At 65.7% G+C, this 17,523-nt stretch carries 18 protein-coding genes and 4 pseudogenes; 10 read left to right on the top strand and 12 right to left on the bottom strand.

Annotation, left to right across the window (positions count from 1 at the left end; all coding sequences use genetic code 11):
• Positions 1–93 precede the first annotated feature (93 nt).
• From sorA to E2C06_RS17750, 3 genes are all read left to right on the top strand, one after another.
• Complete coding sequence (sorA, locus tag E2C06_RS17760) at positions 94–1,311, top strand: SorA family sulfite dehydrogenase catalytic subunit (protein WP_133289960.1); 1,218 nt, start codon at positions 94–96, stop codon at positions 1,309–1,311.
• Between the two features lie 11 nt (positions 1,312–1,322).
• Positions 1,323–1,634 carry a SorB family sulfite dehydrogenase c-type cytochrome subunit gene (gene sorB / locus E2C06_RS17755; RefSeq protein WP_241671340.1) on the top strand — a complete coding sequence of 104 codons (312 nt, stop codon included), beginning with the start codon at positions 1,323–1,325 and terminating at the stop codon, positions 1,632–1,634.
• Positions 1,635–1,784: 150 nt separating this feature from the next.
• Positions 1,785–2,888 carry a YeiH family protein gene (locus E2C06_RS17750; RefSeq protein WP_133289958.1) on the top strand — a complete coding sequence of 368 codons (1,104 nt, stop codon included), beginning with the start codon at positions 1,785–1,787 and terminating at the stop codon, positions 2,886–2,888.
• 3 nt (positions 2,889–2,891) lie between these two features.
• Here the strand turns inward: E2C06_RS17750 and E2C06_RS17745 are convergent, their stop codons facing one another.
• The 6 genes and pseudogenes from E2C06_RS17745 to E2C06_RS40610 form a co-directional block, all read right to left on the bottom strand.
• The gene (locus E2C06_RS17745; RefSeq protein ID WP_133289957.1) at positions 2,892–3,800 is read right to left on the bottom strand and encodes a LysR family transcriptional regulator; all 909 of its coding nucleotides are present in this window, start codon (positions 3,798–3,800) and stop codon (positions 2,892–2,894) included.
• A gap of 359 nt (positions 3,801–4,159) precedes the next feature.
• Positions 4,160–4,297: pseudogene (locus E2C06_RS17740) on the bottom strand (IS5-like element ISRso1 family transposase); the annotation flags it as partial.
• Entirely contained in the window at positions 4,245–5,960 is a 1,716-nt protein-coding gene (locus tag E2C06_RS17735) for a recombinase family protein (RefSeq protein ID WP_133289956.1), read from the bottom strand. The gene E2C06_RS17735 and the pseudogene E2C06_RS17740, both read right to left, overlap by 53 nt.
• Positions 5,953–6,156, bottom strand: coding sequence for a hypothetical protein (locus tag E2C06_RS17730; protein WP_133289955.1), 204 nt, complete (start codon positions 6,154–6,156; stop codon positions 5,953–5,955). The genes E2C06_RS17735 and E2C06_RS17730 overlap by 8 nt, the downstream gene beginning before the upstream one ends.
• A 138-nt stretch (positions 6,157–6,294) precedes the next feature.
• Positions 6,295–6,987 (bottom strand): annotated as a pseudogene (locus E2C06_RS17725) (IS5 family transposase); the annotation flags it as partial.
• A gap of 90 nt (positions 6,988–7,077) precedes the next feature.
• The gene (locus E2C06_RS40610; protein ID WP_241671339.1) at positions 7,078–7,200 is read right to left on the bottom strand and encodes a BrnA antitoxin family protein; all 123 of its coding nucleotides are present in this window, start codon (positions 7,198–7,200) and stop codon (positions 7,078–7,080) included.
• Between the two features lie 413 nt (positions 7,201–7,613).
• Between E2C06_RS40610 and E2C06_RS17715 the strand changes: the two genes are divergently transcribed.
• From E2C06_RS17715 to E2C06_RS17695, 5 genes are all read left to right on the top strand, one after another.
• Positions 7,614–8,063: a RusA family crossover junction endodeoxyribonuclease gene (locus E2C06_RS17715; protein WP_241671338.1), complete on the top strand. Its 450-nt coding sequence runs from the start codon at positions 7,614–7,616 to the stop codon at positions 8,061–8,063.
• A complete protein-coding gene (locus E2C06_RS17710; RefSeq protein WP_133289953.1) occupies positions 8,060–8,764 on the top strand; it encodes a hypothetical protein in 705 nt (234 codons plus the stop codon). The genes E2C06_RS17715 and E2C06_RS17710 overlap by 4 nt, the downstream gene beginning before the upstream one ends.
• Positions 8,765–8,858: 94 nt before the next feature.
• Positions 8,859–9,233, top strand: a complete 375-nt coding sequence (locus E2C06_RS38755) for a helix-turn-helix domain-containing protein (protein ID WP_206664576.1) — start codon at positions 8,859–8,861, stop codon at positions 9,231–9,233.
• 70 nt (positions 9,234–9,303) lie between these two features.
• Positions 9,304–10,314, top strand: coding sequence for an ATPase, T2SS/T4P/T4SS family (locus E2C06_RS17700; protein ID WP_133289952.1), 1,011 nt, complete (start codon positions 9,304–9,306; stop codon positions 10,312–10,314).
• Position 10,315: 1 nt separating this feature from the next.
• On the top strand, positions 10,316–10,651 hold the full coding sequence (locus E2C06_RS17695; protein WP_133289951.1) for a TrbC/VirB2 family protein: 336 nt from the start codon (positions 10,316–10,318) through the stop codon (positions 10,649–10,651).
• A 140-nt stretch (positions 10,652–10,791) separates the two neighbouring features.
• On the opposite strand, the gene istB (E2C06_RS17690) is transcribed toward E2C06_RS17695, so the two are convergent.
• Together istB (E2C06_RS17690) and istA (E2C06_RS17685) are read right to left on the bottom strand one after the other, a co-directional pair.
• Positions 10,792–11,610: an IS21-like element helper ATPase IstB gene (gene istB, locus E2C06_RS17690; RefSeq protein WP_133289950.1), complete on the bottom strand. Its 819-nt coding sequence runs from the start codon at positions 11,608–11,610 to the stop codon at positions 10,792–10,794.
• On the bottom strand, positions 11,607–13,139 hold the full coding sequence (istA, locus tag E2C06_RS17685) for an IS21 family transposase (protein ID WP_133289949.1): 1,533 nt from the start codon (positions 13,137–13,139) through the stop codon (positions 11,607–11,609). The genes istB (E2C06_RS17690) and istA (E2C06_RS17685) overlap by 4 nt, the downstream gene beginning before the upstream one ends.
• Before the next feature lie 185 nt (positions 13,140–13,324).
• On the opposite strand from istA (E2C06_RS17685), the gene E2C06_RS37650 reads away from it, so the two are divergent.
• Positions 13,325–13,489 carry a hypothetical protein gene (locus E2C06_RS37650; RefSeq protein WP_165982458.1) on the top strand — a complete coding sequence of 55 codons (165 nt, stop codon included), beginning with the start codon at positions 13,325–13,327 and terminating at the stop codon, positions 13,487–13,489.
• 925 nt (positions 13,490–14,414) lie between these two features.
• Here E2C06_RS37650 and istB (E2C06_RS17680) read toward each other — a convergent pair.
• The 3 genes and pseudogenes from istB (E2C06_RS17680) to istA (E2C06_RS41145) form a co-directional block, all read right to left on the bottom strand.
• Positions 14,415–15,176 (bottom strand): IS21-like element helper ATPase IstB, encoded by a 762-nt coding sequence (gene istB, locus E2C06_RS17680; protein ID WP_133289948.1) that lies wholly within the window; start codon positions 15,174–15,176, stop codon positions 14,415–14,417.
• The gene (locus tag E2C06_RS41150) at positions 15,176–15,829 is read right to left on the bottom strand and encodes a Mu transposase domain-containing protein (protein WP_408869914.1); all 654 of its coding nucleotides are present in this window, start codon (positions 15,827–15,829) and stop codon (positions 15,176–15,178) included. The genes istB (E2C06_RS17680) and E2C06_RS41150 overlap by 1 nt, the downstream gene beginning before the upstream one ends.
• Positions 15,815–16,468, bottom strand: a pseudogene (gene istA, locus E2C06_RS41145) (IS21 family transposase); the annotation flags it as partial. The pseudogene istA (E2C06_RS41145) and the gene E2C06_RS41150, both read right to left, overlap by 15 nt.
• A 208-nt stretch (positions 16,469–16,676) precedes the next feature.
• Here istA (E2C06_RS41145) and E2C06_RS37645 point away from each other — a divergent pair.
• Positions 16,677–16,853: a transposase gene (locus E2C06_RS37645; protein ID WP_165982457.1), complete on the top strand. Its 177-nt coding sequence runs from the start codon at positions 16,677–16,679 to the stop codon at positions 16,851–16,853.
• A 372-nt stretch (positions 16,854–17,225) separates the two neighbouring features.
• Here the strand turns inward: E2C06_RS37645 and E2C06_RS37640 are convergent.
• Positions 17,226–17,411 (bottom strand): annotated as a pseudogene (locus tag E2C06_RS37640) (IS66-like element ISBrsp5 family transposase); the annotation flags it as partial.
• Positions 17,412–17,523 lie beyond the last annotated feature (112 nt).

The raw sequence follows: 17,523 nt of genomic DNA, 5'->3' as shown, positions 1-17,523 counted from the left end.
CGTGCGGAACACTGGCACCCATCGGACGCTGAACAGGAAACCGCGCCAACGGTCGGGCCTCGCATCGACCAGTGCGCTCAAAGGGAGGACTGCATGATCGGGACGGATAGGTTTCTGATGAACCGGCGCGGTGCGTTGCGTGCCGGTGCCGTGCTTGGGTTGGGCATTGCCACGGCGAGCCGGGCGGAAACGGTCATGTTGCCTTTCGGCAATGGTGAGCGGCCCTTGGTGACCTATCCGCAGAAGCGCCCGCTGATTCGCCTCACCACTCGGCCACCGCAGTTGGAGACGCCCTTCGCGGTTTATGCTGAAGGTCTCATCACCCCCAACGACGCCTTCTTCGTGCGCTACCACCTCTCGGGCAATGCGCCGCCGCAGGATCTCGACCCTGAGACCTTCCGACTCTCGGTGCAGGGCCGAGTGCAGAAGCCGCTCTCGTTGTCGTTGGTCGAACTGAAAGCGATGCCCGCGACCGAGATCGTCGCCGTGAATCAGTGCTCCGGCAACAGCCGCGGCTTTTCCGAGCCACGGGTTGCCGGCGGGCAGGCGGCGCATGGGTTAATGGGCAATGCGCGCTGGCGCGGCGTCACCTTGAAGTCGGTGCTCGACCGTGCCGGCATCGCCGCCGGCGCGGTACAGGTCAGCTTCAATGGCCTGGACGAGCCGCCGGCACCCGACACGCCAGACTTTACCAAGGCACTCGACCTCGACCATGCGCTCGACGGTGAGGTGATGCTGGCCTGGGCAATGAACGGCGAGGACCTGCCGATGCTGAACGGCTACCCGCTGCGTCTGGTGGTTCCGGGCACCTACGGGACCTATTGGGTCAAGCACCTTCATGAGATCACGGTGCTCGACAAGCCCTCCGACAGCTTCTGGATGACCTCGGCCTACCGCATCCCGGACAATGACTGCGCTTGTGTGCCGGCCGGCACAGCCGCGCCGAAGACTCGGCCGATCGGGCGTTACAACGTCCGCAGCTTCATTACCGCTCCGGTGGAAGCAGGGCATCTCGCGGCCGGTCAAGACTTGACTGTCAAGGGCATCGCCTTTGACGGCGGGTCGGGCATTGCCCGGGTCGAGATCTCGGCTGATGGCGGCAAGAGCTGGATAGATGCGCGCCTCAGCGAGGATCTCGGCAAGTATTCCTTCCGCGGCTTCGAGGCCAGCCTGCGCCTGCCGGCCGGTGCGCATCGCCTGATGTCGCGCGCCACCGGCAAGGATGGCAGCACCCAGCCGATGGACGCGCAGTGGAATCCGCCGGGATACATGCGCAACGTGATCGAGACTGTCTCTGTGACCGTGGCGTGAGAGGGATGCACATGCGCGTACTTATACTCGCGGTGACGCTGACTGCCGGACTGGCCGTGGCGGCAACCGCAAAGCCGATCCAGTACGAGTTGCCAGAAGAGACGGCGGAACTTGCGCCCGGGCCGGGCCTCGATGTTGCGCAAGCCAATTGCGTCGCCTGCCACTCCGCTGACTACATCTCCACCCAGCCCCGCAATCTGCGGGACCCAGGCGCGTTTTGGACGGCCGAAGTGAATAAGATGCGCCACGTCTACGGTGCGCCGGTCGAGGAAGCGGATATGAAGGCGATCGTGAGCTATCTGGTCGCCGCCTATGGACGGTAGCGGCCGTCAGAGGCGGCACTGACACGTCTTGTGTCGGACAGACAGGTCGAGGGTGCGATCGATCAGCGAGGCGATTTGGATTGATCGGAATCCAGCGTTGGAACGATCATTCGTCAAAGCCCAGCTTGCTCCTATCTCAGGGAGCCTGCCATGCCCGCCTTGCCCTCGAACCTGCCTGTCACGCCGACCGCTGCGATACTAAGGATCGGCCTCGTTCGCTTGCTGCCTGGCCTCCTGCTTTGTGTCGGGGTAACCCTCGTCGCCATCGGCCTGGAGCATGCCGAAACAGCGCTGTTCGGCCGCGCCTGGCTGGAGGCGCTGGTGCTCGCCATCCTGCTTGGTGCGGTGGTGCGCACCGCCTGGACCCCGAATGCCCGCTGGCGGCCCGGCATTGAGTTTGGCGCCAAGACGCTGCTCGAGATCGCCGTGGTGTTGCTGGGTGCTTCGGTCAGCGCCGCCACCATCCTGATGGTGGGGCCGGCTTTGCTGCTCGGCATCGTCGCGCTCGTGGTCGCTGCAGTTTGCGGCGGCTACGGCATCGGCCGGCTGCTCGGGTTGCCGCGACGCATGGCCATCCTGGTCGCTTGCGGAAACGCCATCTGTGGCAACTCCGCGATTGCCGCCGTCGCGCCCGTGATTGGCGCCGATGGCGACGACGTCGCTTCCTCCATCGCTTTCACGGCAGTCCTGGGCGTGCTCGTCGTGCTTGGGCTGCCTCTGCTGGCGACGGCACTTGGCTTGTCCGGCATTCAGTTTGGCGTAATGGCTGGCCTCACCGTTTATGCCGTGCCGCAAGTGCTGGCAGCAACCGCGCCCGCCGGTGCTCTGGCCATTCAGATCGGCACGCTGGTCAAGCTGGTGCGCGTGCTGATGCTCGGTCCGGTGGTCCTTGTGTTGTCGCTGCTGACAGCCCGGCTGCGCGAGGAAACCGACCAGGTGGCGCCGCAAGTCAGCGCGGGGGATCACCCGGCACTCGGTCGTCCGCCCCTGCACCGGCTGGTCCCCTGGTTCATCCTGGGCTTCCTGGCGCTGGCCACGCTGCGTTCGCTAGGCCTGGTGCCGCAGGTGGCGCTCCCACCGATTGCCACTCTAGCTACCGCACTGACCGTGGTTTCGATGGCCGCGTTGGGTCTCGGCGTGGATGTGCGGGTGGTGGCCCGGGCTGGCGGGCGTGTGACTGCCGCGGTAAGCCTCTCGCTGCTGGCACTTGGCGCCGTTGGCTTGGGGATGATCTGGCTGCTCAGGATCACCTAATCATCAGCCGGCCGGGCCGGATCGGGGCGTGGTAGCGGCAATGAGCGAAAGCAACGCCTCGGCGGCCCCACTGGGGTGCCGTTCGCGGTGACGCAACACGTGAAACTCGCGTTCGGGCAAAGCAAGCGCGACCCTGTGCAGCAGCCCGGCCTCCAGGCTTGACACGGCGACGGAGGCAGAGATCACGGTGGCACCCATGCCGCTCTCGACCGCGGCTCGCACCGCTTCGTTCGAGGGCAGCTCCAATGTGATCCGCAAGCGGCTGAGCGGTATCCCTGCCGCGGCCAGGGCTGCTTCGAAGGCCGAACGGGTACCGGAGCCAGGCTCGCGCAGGACCCATTCCCCCTGTTCGGCGGCGTCCCTCAAGGTCAGTTCGGCTTTGGCCGCCCAAAGGTGGTCCGCCGCCACCACAAGTACGAGCTGATCGGTGGCGACAGTCGTGCTGCTGAGCAGGCCGTCCTCCACTGCGCCCTCGACGAAGCCGATCTCCGCCAAGCCCTCATGTACCGCAGCGGCGACCTGTGCGGTGTTGCCGATGGTCAACCGGATCTCGATACCGGGATGTGCCCGGTGGAACGCCACCAAGTGGCGCGGCAGCCAATAGCTGGCGATGGTCTGGCTGGCCCATACCGACAGTGTGCCACTTACCAAGCCACTCAGTTCGGCAAGCATCAGCTCTGCAGCCTCAGCGCGGACCAGCACTGCCCGTGCCTCCATCAGGAAACGACGCCCGGCTTCCGTCAGCTCGATACCGCGGCCAACCCGGTTGAAAAGGCGAATGCCATATCTGGTTTCCAGAGCCACGACCGCAGCGCTTGCTGCCGATTGCGCCATGCTCAAAGCCTCCGCCGCACGGGTCACGTGCTGCCGCTCCGCCACAGCCACGAAGACGCGGAGCTGGTCCAGTGTCATTCTCATCACGCCCAAGGGTATCTGACCTCGCCACCGTGATGAAGCCTCTGACCGAGGGGGGAGTACCCTGGAGATGCCCCGATCTCCTGACTCGGACCGAGGTCTGGTCCGGCGGGCCGCGGCAACCGCCGGACCGATCATTGGGTGATGGAGCTCTGGGCGGCCGACTGGTCGCATTGCCGTACGGTGGTTATGACCGTGCACTCAGCGAAATCGCTGCTGCGGTGGCACCGGGCGTACCCCCGTTGCTGCTACTCGACCAGCAGACAGGCATCTCTGCCGGTCGAGCTGTCCATAGCTGTGAATCTGATGCGTGCCGCCAGCCACACCCCAAGATCTTAGACCCCGTTTGAGAATGGCTACGGGTGGGCGACACGGCGGAGCAGGAGCGCGCCGAGGCTGACGCGGATCATGGCTTCGCTGACGTCGCAGCGGCGCTCGTAGTCACGGACGAGGCGGCGCCAGCGTGTCATCCAACCGAAGGTCCGCTCGACGACCGCCTGTACAATCTTGCCAGTTTGGGGCGTTTCCGCCAGCGGGGCCGGGCGGCGGGGGAGCGCTGCCGCTTGGCGGTGGGACGCGGAACACCACTTCGATGTCGTCGCCATCAATCTCGATCCGCCGCACCAGCGTTCGTATGATGTCCCGTGTGCCGAGCCAGTCGAGGGTATCAAGCCCAGCGCGCACCTTGGTGGCGAAGTTCTCCAGCTGACTGGTGACCAGGATCAACTCCCGCTCGGCGTCTGCCGCCTCGGCCGCGTCCTGTTGCCGTTGCTGAAGTTGGGCCACACGCGTCTTGAGCCCGGCAACGCGCGGCTCGAACTCTGAGCGGTCAATCACGCCGGCTGCATAGCTGTCGATCAACCGGCCGATCCCACGCTGGAGAGCTGCAATCTGGTGTACGATCTGCGCCAGTTCCTCGGATTTGGCCCGACCATCGTACGCCTCCTTCAATCGTCGTTGGTACTCGTCGGCCAGCCTGTCGGGAGCCTCCAGCAGCGCGCGCACGTGACCCCAGACAGCCTGCTCGAGATGGTCGCCGCGAACGGGGTGGTTGTCGCAGATCGCGGTGCCGCCAAAGCGGTGAGCGTCCGTCCCGGTGCAGCGATAATGGCGATACTCGCCCTTGCTGCGGTCACGGCCCGATACGGGCGCCGTCTTGCCGTAGTAGGCATACCCGCAGCGATGGCAGACCGTCAGCCCCTGCAGCAGCCAGCGAGGTCCACGCAGGCTGTCGCGCTTGCGTTGGCGGTTTTCCGCCAACTGGATCTGGGCAGCCTCGAATACCGCTGGGTCGACCAGGGCAGGCACCGGCACCTCGATCCACTCCTCGCGGGGCACGGCGACCCGTATTCCTGGGCGCTTCGGCGGCTGCGGATGGCCCCGTAGGGGCCGCAGCCGCGGGCGGCTGGGGAGGTAGCGGGAATGCCCGTACATCGCCCGCCCGATATAGGCCATGTTGCTCAGCATGCCGTGCAGGGTCGAGGCATACCAAAGGCCGCTGCCGCGTCGGTTCGGAACACCGGCCTGCTGCAGACGGCGACATACTTCGCGCAGGCTCAACCGCTCCAGGCCGATCCAGGCGAAGATGAGCCGCACGAACCGTGCTTCCTCCGGCACCACGTCGAACCGCGCTACGCCACCACCTTGGTCCTTCGGCACGTAGCGATACCCGAACGGGGCGGTGGTGAAAGCGCTCAGCAGACCCGCACGTGCCGCGTGACGGCGTCCACGCCGGCTACGCTCCAGAATCTTGGACCGCTCATACTCGGCAATCACGCCTTGCATCTGCAGCAGCAAATCATCCTCGGCCGTGCCGCCAATCGGCCGGTTCATGAACAGCACCTCCATCCCGGCGCGGCGGAACTCTTCCATCAGCAGAGCCTGGTGTGCGTGGCGCCTGGCCAGCCGGTCGGGAGCAAGGACATACAGTTGGTCGATGCGCCCCGCCGCAGCCGCGTCGCGCAGCCGTTCCAACGCCGGACGAACAAGGACAGAGCCGCTGTAACCCTCGTCGACATAGGCGTCATCAGGCTCGAGTTGCCTACCATCGGCGGCAATCCGCTCGCGGAGGGCCGTGATCTGGCTGGCAATGGTGTTGTCGCGCGCCTGCCCCTCGGTCGAGACGCGTGCATAGAAGGCGACATGACGGTCAGGCATGCTTACCTCCGCCTCTGCGGACCAGCCTGTCCGCCTGTCCCGGGGTCTTGGGTTCGGACGCCACGCCTGCCCGCCGGATCGGGAACAGACGGGCGTAGGCGTTGATCAGGCACTGCTGGCCTACGCGGGTCGTCTCGAACGCCTCGCGCACCATCAGGCGAGGGCGATCCTTGCATCGGACCATCCGCTCCTCCATCGGAAGCGCCTCCTGTCGAAGGCACCCGATGCAGATTCAGTCCGGCCTTACCGCCGGCAAACCCCAGGTCGCGTAGCTCGCTACGCCGGATCGTTTTGGACCACTCGAAGTCCGGCCTGGCAAGATTGTACAGGCGGTCACCACCCAGCGTCTGGGCAGGACCCGGAAACCCTTCTGGTCAGCCAGCTTGCGGACGATCTCGATGACGAAGTCGCGGTAGGCGGCCTGGCTCATCAGCCTGCCCCGGTCATAGGCGCCGTCGGCAAACAGGTGCTTCAGCCAGGGCCAGCGTTTGCGCACCGCCTCGATGATCCGCTCCGCCCCGGCCGCGTCCTGGATGTCGGCTGGGGTCAGGTTGACCATCAGCAGGCGCCCGTCCGTGTCCACGGCGACATGCCGCTTGCGCCCCTTCATCCGCTTGGCGGCGTCGTAGCCGCCGCCGTCAGGCGCGTGTGGCGCCTTCACTGTCTGGCTGTCGAGCACCCCTCCGCTCGGGCTGGCCTCCCGGCCCTGTCGCTCGCGGTCCAGCATCAGCGCAATGTCGTGGATGGTCTGGAACAGCAGGCGCCGGGCGAAGCGCCGGAACCACCAGTACACCGTCTGCCACGGCCCAAAATGCACCGGCAGCATCCGCCAGCCGCAGCCCGCACGGGCCAGGTAGCGGATTGCGTTGAGCATCTCCCGCATGTCCGCGCTCGGTGGCCTGCCACGCCCTGCAGTAGGCGGCAGCAGCGGCTGCACCGAAGCCCATTCCTCGTCCGTCAGATCGGTCGGATAGCGCCGCCGACGCTCAAACGCCGCCTGCCGCGCCCGGTGCTCCTTGGTCCACATCCCTTCCATTTGGGCAGAGCCAGAACCCAAAGCACTGCCGGCCGGACATTCTCAAACGGGGTCCTTAGAGGCAACAGCTTGGTGACATTGTCACCCTACTTGTCTCCCCTTTGGCAGTATACGGCGCTGCAGGTTCTGAAGCATTGCCGCCCGCAGGTCTCGGTTCATGCGGGTAAGGTAGCCAGGGCCTTGCGCCTTGTGGAATGCCAGCACGTCGGCCTCGATACCCCAGCCTTCCGCCTGTGCTACTAGACTAGGCCCTAGTGGCACTGGAGTAGCGGTAAAGGTGGCGACGTGATTGGATGCAACTGAAGTCGCGGATCAATAGGAAGGCTCGACTGGACTTGCTGCGGAAAAGTGTAGGGTTCCTGATGAGGCAAGAGGGGCTTTATAACGCAGCCTTGGCACGGGGATCGAATAAGCCTGAGGCAGAACAGGACTGCAGCCGCCGCCAGTGGGCATGCGGATCGCAACCGGATCCTTGGCCTCGTCTGTGCCGGTGGTCTCGTAGAGGTATGTCGGGGCCATGGTCAGGGCGCGATGGGTAGGGGGATAGCAGGTCTTTCTCAGCCGGCGCGGCAGCCCTATGGTGTCGCAACCCGCATTGATCGGCAGGCTTCTATCCGTTGAGTGATCTTTGGAATTCCGAGCTGAGCCTGCCGTTTCCCTTCGAGTTCATGATCCAGGACACGCCGCGCTCTCTCCAGACCAAAAACAACAAAGCCCGAGAGGCGTGGGAGAAGAAAGTTGGCGAGCTGGCCGGCGCACATGCGAATGAGCTGCAGGAGGCCTACCAGATCGATAGCCGCCCACTGGCCGCCACCATATTCTACTTTCCCGTGGCGCCGATGGACGGCGACGTCGATAACATCATCAAACCGATCCTCGATGGCATGGACAAGGTAATCTACCCCACCGACAGGCTGATCGAACGCGTCGTGGTACAGAAGTTCGAACCGGGTGTGCCATGGATATTCAAATCGTTGACCCCCATACTTGAGGCGGCGCTGGAAATGGAGCGGCCATCGGTCTACATCCGACTCGATGACGACCTCGCCTGGAGGGAGGTGCCATGACATCAGCTGCAAGCACCGCCGGACCGGAAGCATCCTTCTGGGCAAGCAATGTCCTTCGGAACCTCAAGCTCTCCCTTGAGGCTAAAGGCATGCAGTTTTTCGTTGATCCCCCACGCAATGTCATCCCGTCGTTTCTGGGTGACTACAAGCCCGACGCGATCGCGCTGGGTCGGGATGGGGGCATCGTCTTCGAAGTGAAGCGCGGGCCGAACATGGGGGCGAACCGCCGAGTTGCGGACATCTCCGAGCGGGTCTCCCGTGAGAAAGGCTGGGAGTTCCGGGCGATCTATCTCACACCTCCTGCCGACCGGCTACCTGATATCCCGGTACCAACTTGGCAACAGCTACAGCGCGCGCTGGGCGAGGTGGAGGCACTTGCGACGGGTGGTCATCAGGGGGCTGCACTTTTGGCTGGATGGTCGGCCCTAGAGGCCATGGCGCACCTAGCCCGCGCCAATAGCGGCTCTGCGGCCCCGAAGCCGCTCTCACCGCTCCAAGCCGTCCAGGCATTAGCAGAAGAGGGCTACGTCGAGGCCAATGTTGCGACCCGCCTCCGAGGCTTTGCCACGACCCGCAACGCGGTCGCCCATGGCAACCTCTCGGTGGAGGTGACCCAGGAACAGGCTGAAAGCCTGCTCCAGGATCTGCGATCTATCTTCACCGCGATCGAGGAGGTCGAGCATACCCCGGCGGGGGGTTAGGCGCGGCCCGTCAGCAGCTTCTCTGTCAGCTTGCGGCTCCAAAGGAAAGAAAATCTGGATGGGAGGCAGCTGAAGGGATTAGGAGCCTAATTGCATGACCGACCACCCTTGGAACTCCGCCGTCGGTGTTGAGCCAAAGCCGGATGCCGGTCGTTCGCTAGTCTCCAAGGCTGTCAATTCGGCGCCGAACGGTGTTACAAGCCCCGCGGTCGAGAGCGGTTCTGACTGGACCTGGTGGTGGGGCGACGATCGGAACATGACCGAGGAGGGTAAATCGCTGTTTGCGCGGCGCTTGAAGGAAGCGCGCCAGGCGAAGAGTCTAACTCAGGCCGAACTGTCCAAGGCGACCGGTATTGCTCAACCCGACATCAGCCTAATCGAGCGGGGGCAAGCGAACATTACGCTGGATACGATGGAGCGGCTCGCCTCGGCTGTCGGCGTACCCTTGCACCGTCTCCTAACACCGTAATCTGAATTTGTTTATAGGATAAAAGCTCTATTGCGGAGGCCTCTCGATATAGGATAAAACCTATATCGCCATGCAGCATTCCGCCCTTCAGGGCCTTGCCCCTCGTGATGTCTCGATTGCACGCCGCCTAGATCACCTGCGCCATGCGCTGGGCCCGCTTGTGCTCGGTTTGTTGAGTGATCCCGGCGTCACCGATGTCTACCTGAATCCCCCTGAGGCGGTGGAACCCCCGGATCTCGTCTGGGTCGTGCGCCGCGGCGAGATGCCTGAGCCAGCTGGAACCATGGGGCCGGCTCAAGCCCGCAGCTTGGTAGAGGCTGTTGCCGGCACCCTGGAGACGGTGGTCAACAGGGATCGGCCGAGCGTCGCAGGTGAACTGTACGGCGACGGGCCTCGGTTCCAGGGATGGCTTCCTCCGGCAACGATCAGCCCGGCTTGGGCAATCCGGGTTCCTTCCAGCCAGCTCATCACCCTCGAGGAGTATGTTGCGGCGGGGACGATGACGGCTAATCAGTGCGCGCGCATCGAGCGTGCGATCACTGCGCAGGAAAACATCGTGGTCGTCGGTGGGACTGGCACCGGCAAGACGACGCTGCTGAATGCCTTTCAGGACGCGATCCGCCGGCTTACTCCCTGGCACAGGCTCTATGTAATCGAAGGCACGCGCGAGCTCCGCCGCGGCATTCTGCGCAATGTGCTGTTCGTCAGGACGACGGACACCTACTCCGAGCAACAGGCCCTGCGCGACGGCTTACGCGCGTTCCCGGATCGCATCGCCGTTGGCGAGGTCCGAGGTGCCGAGGCACTCGATTTACTGATGAGCTGGAATACCGGGCACGATGGAGGGTTTTGCTCCCTGCACGCTCGTACTTCCCGCCCGACACCTCGCACCGCCCTGTTGCGTCTTGAGCAAATGGCGGCGTTGAGCGGCACTCTCGCACGTCTGCAACCGATGATCTCTGAGGCGGTCGATCTGATCGTCTGCCTTGAGAAGTCCGCTGACGGCGTCAGGCGAGTTTGCCAAATGGCAACTGTCTCTGGTTGGGACGGTGCCGATTATTCCCTAACCCTGGAGATTTAGCATGAGAGTACCGAGTGCTCATCGGCTACGCGACACAATCGCGGCGGCCACCCTTCCTGCGCTGATGGCTATGTCGTCGACGCCTGCGCACGCCTCGGCCGGCGGTGGTTCGATGCCTTACTCCAGCTGGCTCCAGACGTTGAAGGCGTCGCTGCAGGGCGAGGTCGCGCAGATCATCTGCATCGCGATCATCGTTGGATCGGTCGGCGGCTGGATCGCCAGCAACCAGATGGAAGGTCTGCTGCAGACCCTCGTCAGAATCGGGGTCGGGATGGGGATTATTTTGGGCACTACGGCGCTCATCACCTCTCTGTCCACTAGCGGAGCTCTGGTGTGAGCTCCGAGAGCAAACAGGACTTCGGCGTGTAGCGCGACACGAAGGATGGCCGGTCAGCGACAGCAAGGATGTCCGGTCGCTGGCCTGTGGATGATGGGGTGACAGGTACTGCGCGACAAGGTTCGTGTCGGCGCAAGGGGTCAGCCCTGTGGCGTGGTGGTCCTGGTGTCGCGCTTGTTGTCGCTGGCTTTCCAGCGGTTTTGGCGCGTTGCGGCGGCTCGTTTGCGATAGCTTTCGACGTTCATCTCCAGGATGGTGGAGTGATGGACGAGGCGATCGACGGCCGCGAGCGTCATGGCGGCATCGGGAAAAACACTCGTCCACTCGCCGAAGGGCTGGTTCGAAGTCACCAGCAGGCTGCGACGCTCGTAGCGGGCAGCGATCATCTCGAACAGGACGCTGGTTTCTGCCTGGTCACGGCGGACGTAACAAAGATCGTCGAGAATGACCAGGTGGTACTTGTCGAGCTTCTCGACGGCACTCTCGAGAGCCAGGGCCTGGCGCGCGGTCTGCAGGCGCTGGACCAGGTCGGTGGCGCGGGTGAACAGCACGCGGTAGCCGTTCTCGACGAGGGCGTGGCCGATGGCGGCGGCAAGGTGCGACTTGCCGGATCCGCTTGGCCCAAACAGCAGGATGTTGGAGCCCTTGTCCAACCAGGCATCGCCGGTGGCCAGCGCCGAAACGTGGGCGTGGCTGACCATGGGAATGGCGTGGAAGTCGAGGCTGCCGAGGGTCTTGCCGGGCGGCAAGCGGGCCTCGACCAGGTGGCGCTGGACGCGTCGTCGGGCGCGGTCGGCAAGTTCGAGTTCGGCCAGCGTTGCCAGCAGCTGGGCGGCGGGCCAGCCCTCGCGGTCGGCGCGGGCTGTGAACTGCTGCCACATCGCGGCGATGGTGGGCAGGCGCAGCTCCTGCAGCAGCAACGGCAGGCGCGCGGCGTCGACGGTGATGCTGTCGTTCATGCTGTCGCCCCGGCGATCACCTGTGGGCTGGAGAGGAGGGCGTCGTAGCTGGCGATCGGCGGCAGCTCGACGCGGACCTGGGGCGGTGCGGCGATGGCCGGGGCAAAGCGTGCCCGCAGCACCGCCAGCTCCGGCACGCCGCCGCCCCGTCCCAGCTGCTCGGTGATGACCTGGGCGAGGTCGGCCTCGCAGCCACCCTCATGGGCCAGGGCCAGCAGGTCGACCAGGATGCGGCAGGCGGCGCGCGGATCACCGGCGGCGAGCAGATGCTCCCAGGCGGCGCGGTATGCGGGGCGCGGGAACAGCGCGTCGCGGTAGACCAGGTTGAGCAGCGCCATCGGCTTGCGCCGCAGGCTGTGGATGATGTGGCGGTAGTCGACCACCTGGATGCGCCGCCCGTCGCCGGGGGCGCGGCCGCGCGGCAGGGTGAGCACGTGGCTCTGGGCGAGGAAGCATTCCAGCCGGTCGTCATAGATGTGCAGGCTGAGCCGGAAGCCGATCAGCCGCGACGGCACGGTGTAGAACACCTTTTTCAGCACAAAGCCGCTGCTGGAGGTGACCTGCACGACGGCCTCGTCGTGGTCGGTGGTGCGCCGCGGCGGCAGCCGCCCGAGGACGGCCCGCTCCAGCCCGACCAGCCGGTCGCGCCGGGCATTGCGACGCCCGATCAGGTCGGCGAGCCAGCCGCGATAGGCGGTGAGGCTGTCGAAGTCGGCGCTGCCGCGCAGCATCAGGGCCTGGGCGATGGCGCGTTTGAGATGGCCGTGCTGGCTCTCGATGGCGCCGTTCTCATGGGCGATGCCCAGGTTGTTGCGGGTCGGCTGCATGCCGTAGTGGCCGCACAGCGCCTCGTAGCGCCGGGTCTGATCCTCCGCGGCGTCGCGGTCGAGGTTGCGGAAGGCGGCGGAGAGGCTGTCGGAACGGTGCTCGACGGGGGCACCGCCGAGCGACCACAGCGCGTTCTGCAGGCCGCAGGCCAGTGCCGTGAAGCTCTCGCCGCCGAGCACCGGCTCGGCATGCTCCCAGCCGGAGTAGGCGAGGACGAAGTGGTAGAGGCGGTGCGCGAAGGGCGTCCCGCTGAGGCGGACTGCCACGTCGCCCATATCGGTGAAGTCCGACAGGCCCTGCTGTCCCGGCGGATGGTCCTGGCGGAAAATGACCTCGCGCTCCGGGCCATGCTCGCCGCGCCAGCTGCGGACCCGACGCTCCAGGGTGCGCCGCAGCCGGTCCCAATCGCGGCCGGGGTGGCGCAGCTGCATCTCCTCCAGCAGCGTGACCGGCCGCAGGCCAGGGCGGCTGAGGAGCAGCGGCAGCACGTCGCTCTCCCAGAGCCCGTCGAGCGGATCGACCGTCTTTCGCCTGCGCGGGCGTTCGGCCGCCTTCTGCGACGGCGGCCGGGGATCACGCTCGATCCGACGGCCGGTGCGCTCGCTAATGCCGCTGGCGGCGGCGGCAGCGCGTTGGGGATGGTGATGACGGGAGGTCATGTACAGATTCACCTGCTGGTCGGTGGCGGGGCGTCCGGGCACGTCGGACCTGCTCCTCGAAGCGAGGGTCCGATCCTGCCCACACACGCCGCGACCAGAGGGAGGGCGATCAAACCCGCCCGCCGGTTTGGCCGGACTACGGCCGGGCTACGCCCGCCCTGCGTCCGGCCAAACCGGCCAACCTACGTGTCGCTGACCGGCCAAGGTTGCTGTCGCGCGATAGTTTGGTGAGCGGCAAGCGCGGGCGCAAGCCCGATGAGCAGCGGGTGCTCGATGCGGCGCAGGAAGCCGAGGTGCAGCGGCTGATCCGGACCCATTTGCGGGGTGAGTTGAGGTTAGACTTCGCGCTCTGGGGCCGGGCGGCGGTGGGCGAGGTCATCCGGCAGCGCTGAGGGGCTTTCCTTGCGGTGCGCACGGTGGGCAAATACCTGGCGCGCTAGGGCTTCACCCCGCAGAAGCCGGTGTGGCGCGCCTATGAGCAGGACCCGGGGCTGGCTGCGGCGGGAGTATCCGGCCATCGTGCGGTAAGCCAAAGCGGCGAACGGGGTGATCTTTTGGGGTGACGAGAGTGGCATGCGCTCGGAGGACGTGCGTGGTCTCAGCTATGCCCCGCGCAGCAAAACCCCGGTGGTTCGCCCAACCACCGGCGGGCCAATGTCGGCTTGGTCTCAGCGGTGACCAACAAGGACGAGTTGCGCCGAGTAGGTGGGGACGTTGCCGTCCCCACCCCTCACAGACCCGGACGTGCAGATTTCCCGCATCCGGTTCCTCACGGGAGAGCTTCGCTCGCCATCATGTGGCGACGCGTAGATCGGCTATCCGCTGGCGTTCTGTGGACAGGTTTGTGGGGTTCAGTGTCCCCTCCCATGTTTCCCGCCACCGGCTCTCTCCCCGTGACGCCTCCCTTCCCTCCGTCGGGTCCCAGCGAGCCCGGTTCCCCGACTTCGCAGGTACTATGAAGGCGCTACGACTTCCCTCGCAGGCATGTCCCGGTCCCTTATGGGTTCGGTTCCAGGCTCCCCAGGCTTCCCTGTCTTCGTGCTCGCCGAAGCGCTCCCGGCGCGGCAGGGATCCGCGTCCGGGCCTGGGCCTTGATGAGCCGGGCTGCCCTGTCCGGCACTCTGCCTGAGGACCTACAAGGGATCTCACAGGTTTCCTGACGTTCCATCCCAGACCTTTGCCCGGCTCTCGGATCGCTGTGTCTGTGAATGTTGGCCCAGCAGTGCTGGCGAATTCCGGCCCACCTGCCGCTTCTGACCGTCCTGGCCGGGCCGCGGCCCGGCCAGGACGGTCAGCGTCGCGGTTCTGGTGCTCTCCTCATGGCTTGGCGGCCTTGCGCTGCGCCGTGGTACGGCGGAACCGGTAGGAATCTGCGCCCGTGGTGATGATGTGCGCCCGATCGGTTAGGCGGTCGATCAAGGCCTTGCACAGCCGTGGGTTCGGGATGACCTGCGGCCATTCGGAGAACGGCAGGTTGGTGGTTACGATCACCGCCGCCTTCTCCGCCCGATCGGCAATCACCTGGAACATCAACTCGCAGGCGGTTTCGGCGAGGGGCACGTATCCCAACTCGTCGATGCAGATCAGGTCGAGCCGCTCCCAGCGGCCGAGCGCACGGCTCAGCTGGTTGGCATGCGCCGCCTCGGCCAGCTCGTTGATCAGCCCGGTCGCCGTGGTGAACCGCACCCGCCGCCGCTGACGGCAAGCCGCCACGCACAGCCCTGTCGCCAGATGCGACTTCCCCGTCCCAGCCTCGCCGATCAGCAACACCGGCTCCGCCCTGGCGACATAGTCGCCCTCGGCCAGCCCGCGCAGTTGCGCGGCCGAGACGCCGGAGCGGTCGAACTCGAACGCCTCAAGGGTCTTCATTCGCGGCAGCTTGGCGTCGTGCAGCAGACGCGTGATCGCCCGGCTCTCGCGCTCCTCCATCTCGGCCGCCAGCAGGGCTTCGAGATAGCCGAGATGGGACTGCTTCTCGCGGATGGCGGTCTCCGCCAGGCGGCTGAACTGGCTGCCCATCGTCGGCATGCGCAGCACCTTGCAGTGCTGCCGGATCGCTTGGTCCTGCAGATCGCTCATCACGCCGTTCCCGCGCAGGGGCTGGAGAGCAGCAGTGTGTCGTAGTCGGCGACGCTGGGCATCGGCCGGTCGTAGCGGGCCAGTTCGCCGATCTCGACCGGCGTGGGCCGGGCCTTGTGCAACACCGCCTCGCCCAGCAGATAGCGCACCGCCGCGACGTCGCTGGCGCCGAGCGAGACCGCGGTGGCGATCGCCGCCCGCAGCCGCTCCTCGCCGAACTCCCGACCCAGCAGCAGCACCGCCACCATCGCCCGGGTGCCGTTCTGCTTGCCGTGCCGAGCCCGCAGCCGATCCCAGAGCACGTCATGGCAGGCGGGCCAGCGCCCGGTCTGGCGCCACTGCTCGAGCGGCCGGGACCCGGCCAGGGCGCCGGGCTTGTGGCCCAGCACATCCAGGTAGTGCTCGAGATCCAGCACCTGCTGGCGACGACCGTGGCAACGCTCGTGGCGGGCAATCCGCCGTCCACCCTGCCAGAGCTCGACATGCAGCGGATACACCCGCGCCTCCACCCGGCTGCCCGCCTGGGCGGGCACCGAGTAGGTATTGGTCTTGACCGTGACGCAGCCCTGCTTGTCCACCAGCGGGAACGCGACCTCGGCCAGCTCAAACCCCTCGGCCGCCGGGCGCAGCAGGTGGTCACGCTCCGCCGCCATCGCCAGGCCAACCGCCTCGCGGCGGCCATCCAGGATCCGTGCCTCATCCGCGCGGCACCCCGCCAGCAACAACGCATTCAGCGCGTCGAGGTCGGCCACAGCGGGCACCGGGACCAGGTGGTTGCGCCGGAAATAGCCGACCTCGCCCTCGACGCCACCTTTCTCATGCCCCTCGCCGGGCGTGCAGAACTCCGCGGCAAACCGCCAATGCGAGCGGAACGCCACGAACCGCACCGTCTCCTCCCGCCGGTGCCCGCGCAGGATCTTGCGCACCGCGCTGGCCAGGTTGTCGTAACGCAGCACACGGAACACCCCGCCGAAGTAGGCGAAGGCTCCCTCATGCGCCTCGAGGAAGGCCTGCTGCGTCGCGTGCAGGTAGGCGCGGTGGAAGGCGGCGCCGCTGGCCATCGAGCGCATCGCGAAGACCTGCACCCGGGTCCGCTCGCCGCCAAGGTCGGCCCAGGCCTCGTACCAATCGACCTGCGCCTCCTGGCCCAAGCCATAGCTCTGCGGCACAAAGGTCTCCCGACGCACCAGACCCATGGCACGACGGCGTTCGCGGACATGGTTGCGCACCGTCGACTCTGCCAATGCCGTGCCAGGAAACTCCGTCAGCAGCCGCCGATAAAGCCGTCGCGCCGTATGCCGCTGCTATATCGGGGCTCAACCCCGGGCTTTGGTCTCCGCTGCCTACGCTTCACGAGCGTCGTTGCCCGCGCCCATGCAAGGCTTGCTTCCGGCTGGCGGGCTGCGCCTTTGCCGGGAGGGTGTCGAACCCTCTGGAACGCGATGGAAGGTTTCAGATTACGTCATCCTCCTTCCCAGGACTTTTCCTGTCGCAAGTTGGATGGTGCTCGACGGCGCGATCAAGGCCGCCACCCTGATCCGCTTCCTCGAACGCCTGATCCGCGACGCCGGACGCAAGGTCTTCCTGATCCTTGACCGCCTTCCTGTCCATCGCTCCCGTCAGGTCCGTGGCTGGTTGGACGGGCGCCAGGATCCGATGAGGTCTTCCACCTCCTAGCCTACAGCCCCGATCTCAACCCGGACGAGGGCCTGAACGGCGACATCAAACAGGCGGTCACTGCCAAGCCGCCCGCCCGCAGCAAATCGCAACTCAAACAGAACGTCATTCGCCGTCTGCGCAAGTTCTCGAAGTCTCTCGCTCGGATCCGAATCTAATTCTGCAACTCTCAGTTCCGCTACGCCGCCTGAACTCAAAAAAATGAAGGCCGAATTAATAACTGTGGACATTAGAGCATCAGATGCCTGCCGCCGTGACTAGGGAGTAAGCCAAAGAGGCCCTGGCTCAAATGCTCAACCAATCACGCCTTTTGGTCTGAGAGAAGGCACGGGTGTGCTTCTATACGTTACTGCCCAGGTGCCGGGACGACAATCAGGCCAGCCGGAGGCGCGCAATCAGCTGCCTGGGATCGCTGGTAAGGGTCTGGAGCAGGTCCCAGCCTTGTTTTCTTGCGGTTGAGAGGAGCGAGCGGATCACGGCGAAGTCCTTGGCACCAGCCTCAGAGCGGAAGCCGCCGGAGATCTTCTGCCGCAGCTTCATCATCCGTCCGTCACGCTCCGTAATTACCCACCCCCCTTGCGCGGAAGTGGGATGCCTGATTCGATCCTGGCATGCAGCGGGATGCGCTTGAGCGGCTGAGCAAGGCAGAGCTGATCGAGCTGGTGCTGCG

The organism is Dankookia rubra (assembly GCF_004355005.1).
GTDB lineage: Bacteria > Pseudomonadota > Alphaproteobacteria > Acetobacterales > Acetobacteraceae > Paracraurococcus > Paracraurococcus ruber_A.
This window is presented reverse-complemented; position numbering and strand designations above follow the sequence as displayed.

Excerpts from the sequence above, each read along its gene's own strand:
- sorA (WP_133289960.1), top strand. The coding sequence starts at position 94 with ATGATCGGGACGGATAGGTTTCTGATGAACCGGCGCGGTGCGTTGCGT.
- sorB (WP_241671340.1), top strand. The coding sequence starts at position 1,323 with ATGCGCGTACTTATACTCGCGGTGACGCTGACTGCCGGACTGGCCGTG.
- E2C06_RS17750 (WP_133289958.1), top strand. The coding sequence starts at position 1,785 with ATGCCCGCCTTGCCCTCGAACCTGCCTGTCACGCCGACCGCTGCGATA.
- E2C06_RS17745 (WP_133289957.1), bottom strand. The coding sequence starts at position 3,800 with ATGACACTGGACCAGCTCCGCGTCTTCGTGGCTGTGGCGGAGCGGCAG.
- E2C06_RS17735 (WP_133289956.1), bottom strand. The coding sequence starts at position 5,960 with ATGCCTGACCGTCATGTCGCCTTCTATGCACGCGTCTCGACCGAGGGG.
- E2C06_RS17730 (WP_133289955.1), bottom strand. The coding sequence starts at position 6,156 with ATGGAGGAGCGGATGGTCCGATGCAAGGATCGCCCTCGCCTGATGGTG.
- E2C06_RS17710 (WP_133289953.1), top strand. The coding sequence starts at position 8,060 with ATGACATCAGCTGCAAGCACCGCCGGACCGGAAGCATCCTTCTGGGCA.
- E2C06_RS38755 (WP_206664576.1), top strand. The coding sequence starts at position 8,859 with ATGACCGACCACCCTTGGAACTCCGCCGTCGGTGTTGAGCCAAAGCCG.
- E2C06_RS17700 (WP_133289952.1), top strand. The coding sequence starts at position 9,304 with ATGCAGCATTCCGCCCTTCAGGGCCTTGCCCCTCGTGATGTCTCGATT.
- E2C06_RS17695 (WP_133289951.1), top strand. The coding sequence starts at position 10,316 with ATGAGAGTACCGAGTGCTCATCGGCTACGCGACACAATCGCGGCGGCC.
- istB (WP_133289950.1), bottom strand. The coding sequence starts at position 11,610 with ATGAACGACAGCATCACCGTCGACGCCGCGCGCCTGCCGTTGCTGCTG.
- istB (WP_133289948.1), bottom strand. The coding sequence starts at position 15,176 with ATGAGCGATCTGCAGGACCAAGCGATCCGGCAGCACTGCAAGGTGCTG.
- E2C06_RS41150 (WP_408869914.1), bottom strand. The coding sequence starts at position 15,829 with ATGGCGGCGGAGCGTGACCACCTGCTGCGCCCGGCGGCCGAGGGGTTT.
- E2C06_RS37645 (WP_165982457.1), top strand. The coding sequence starts at position 16,677 with ATGGTGCTCGACGGCGCGATCAAGGCCGCCACCCTGATCCGCTTCCTC.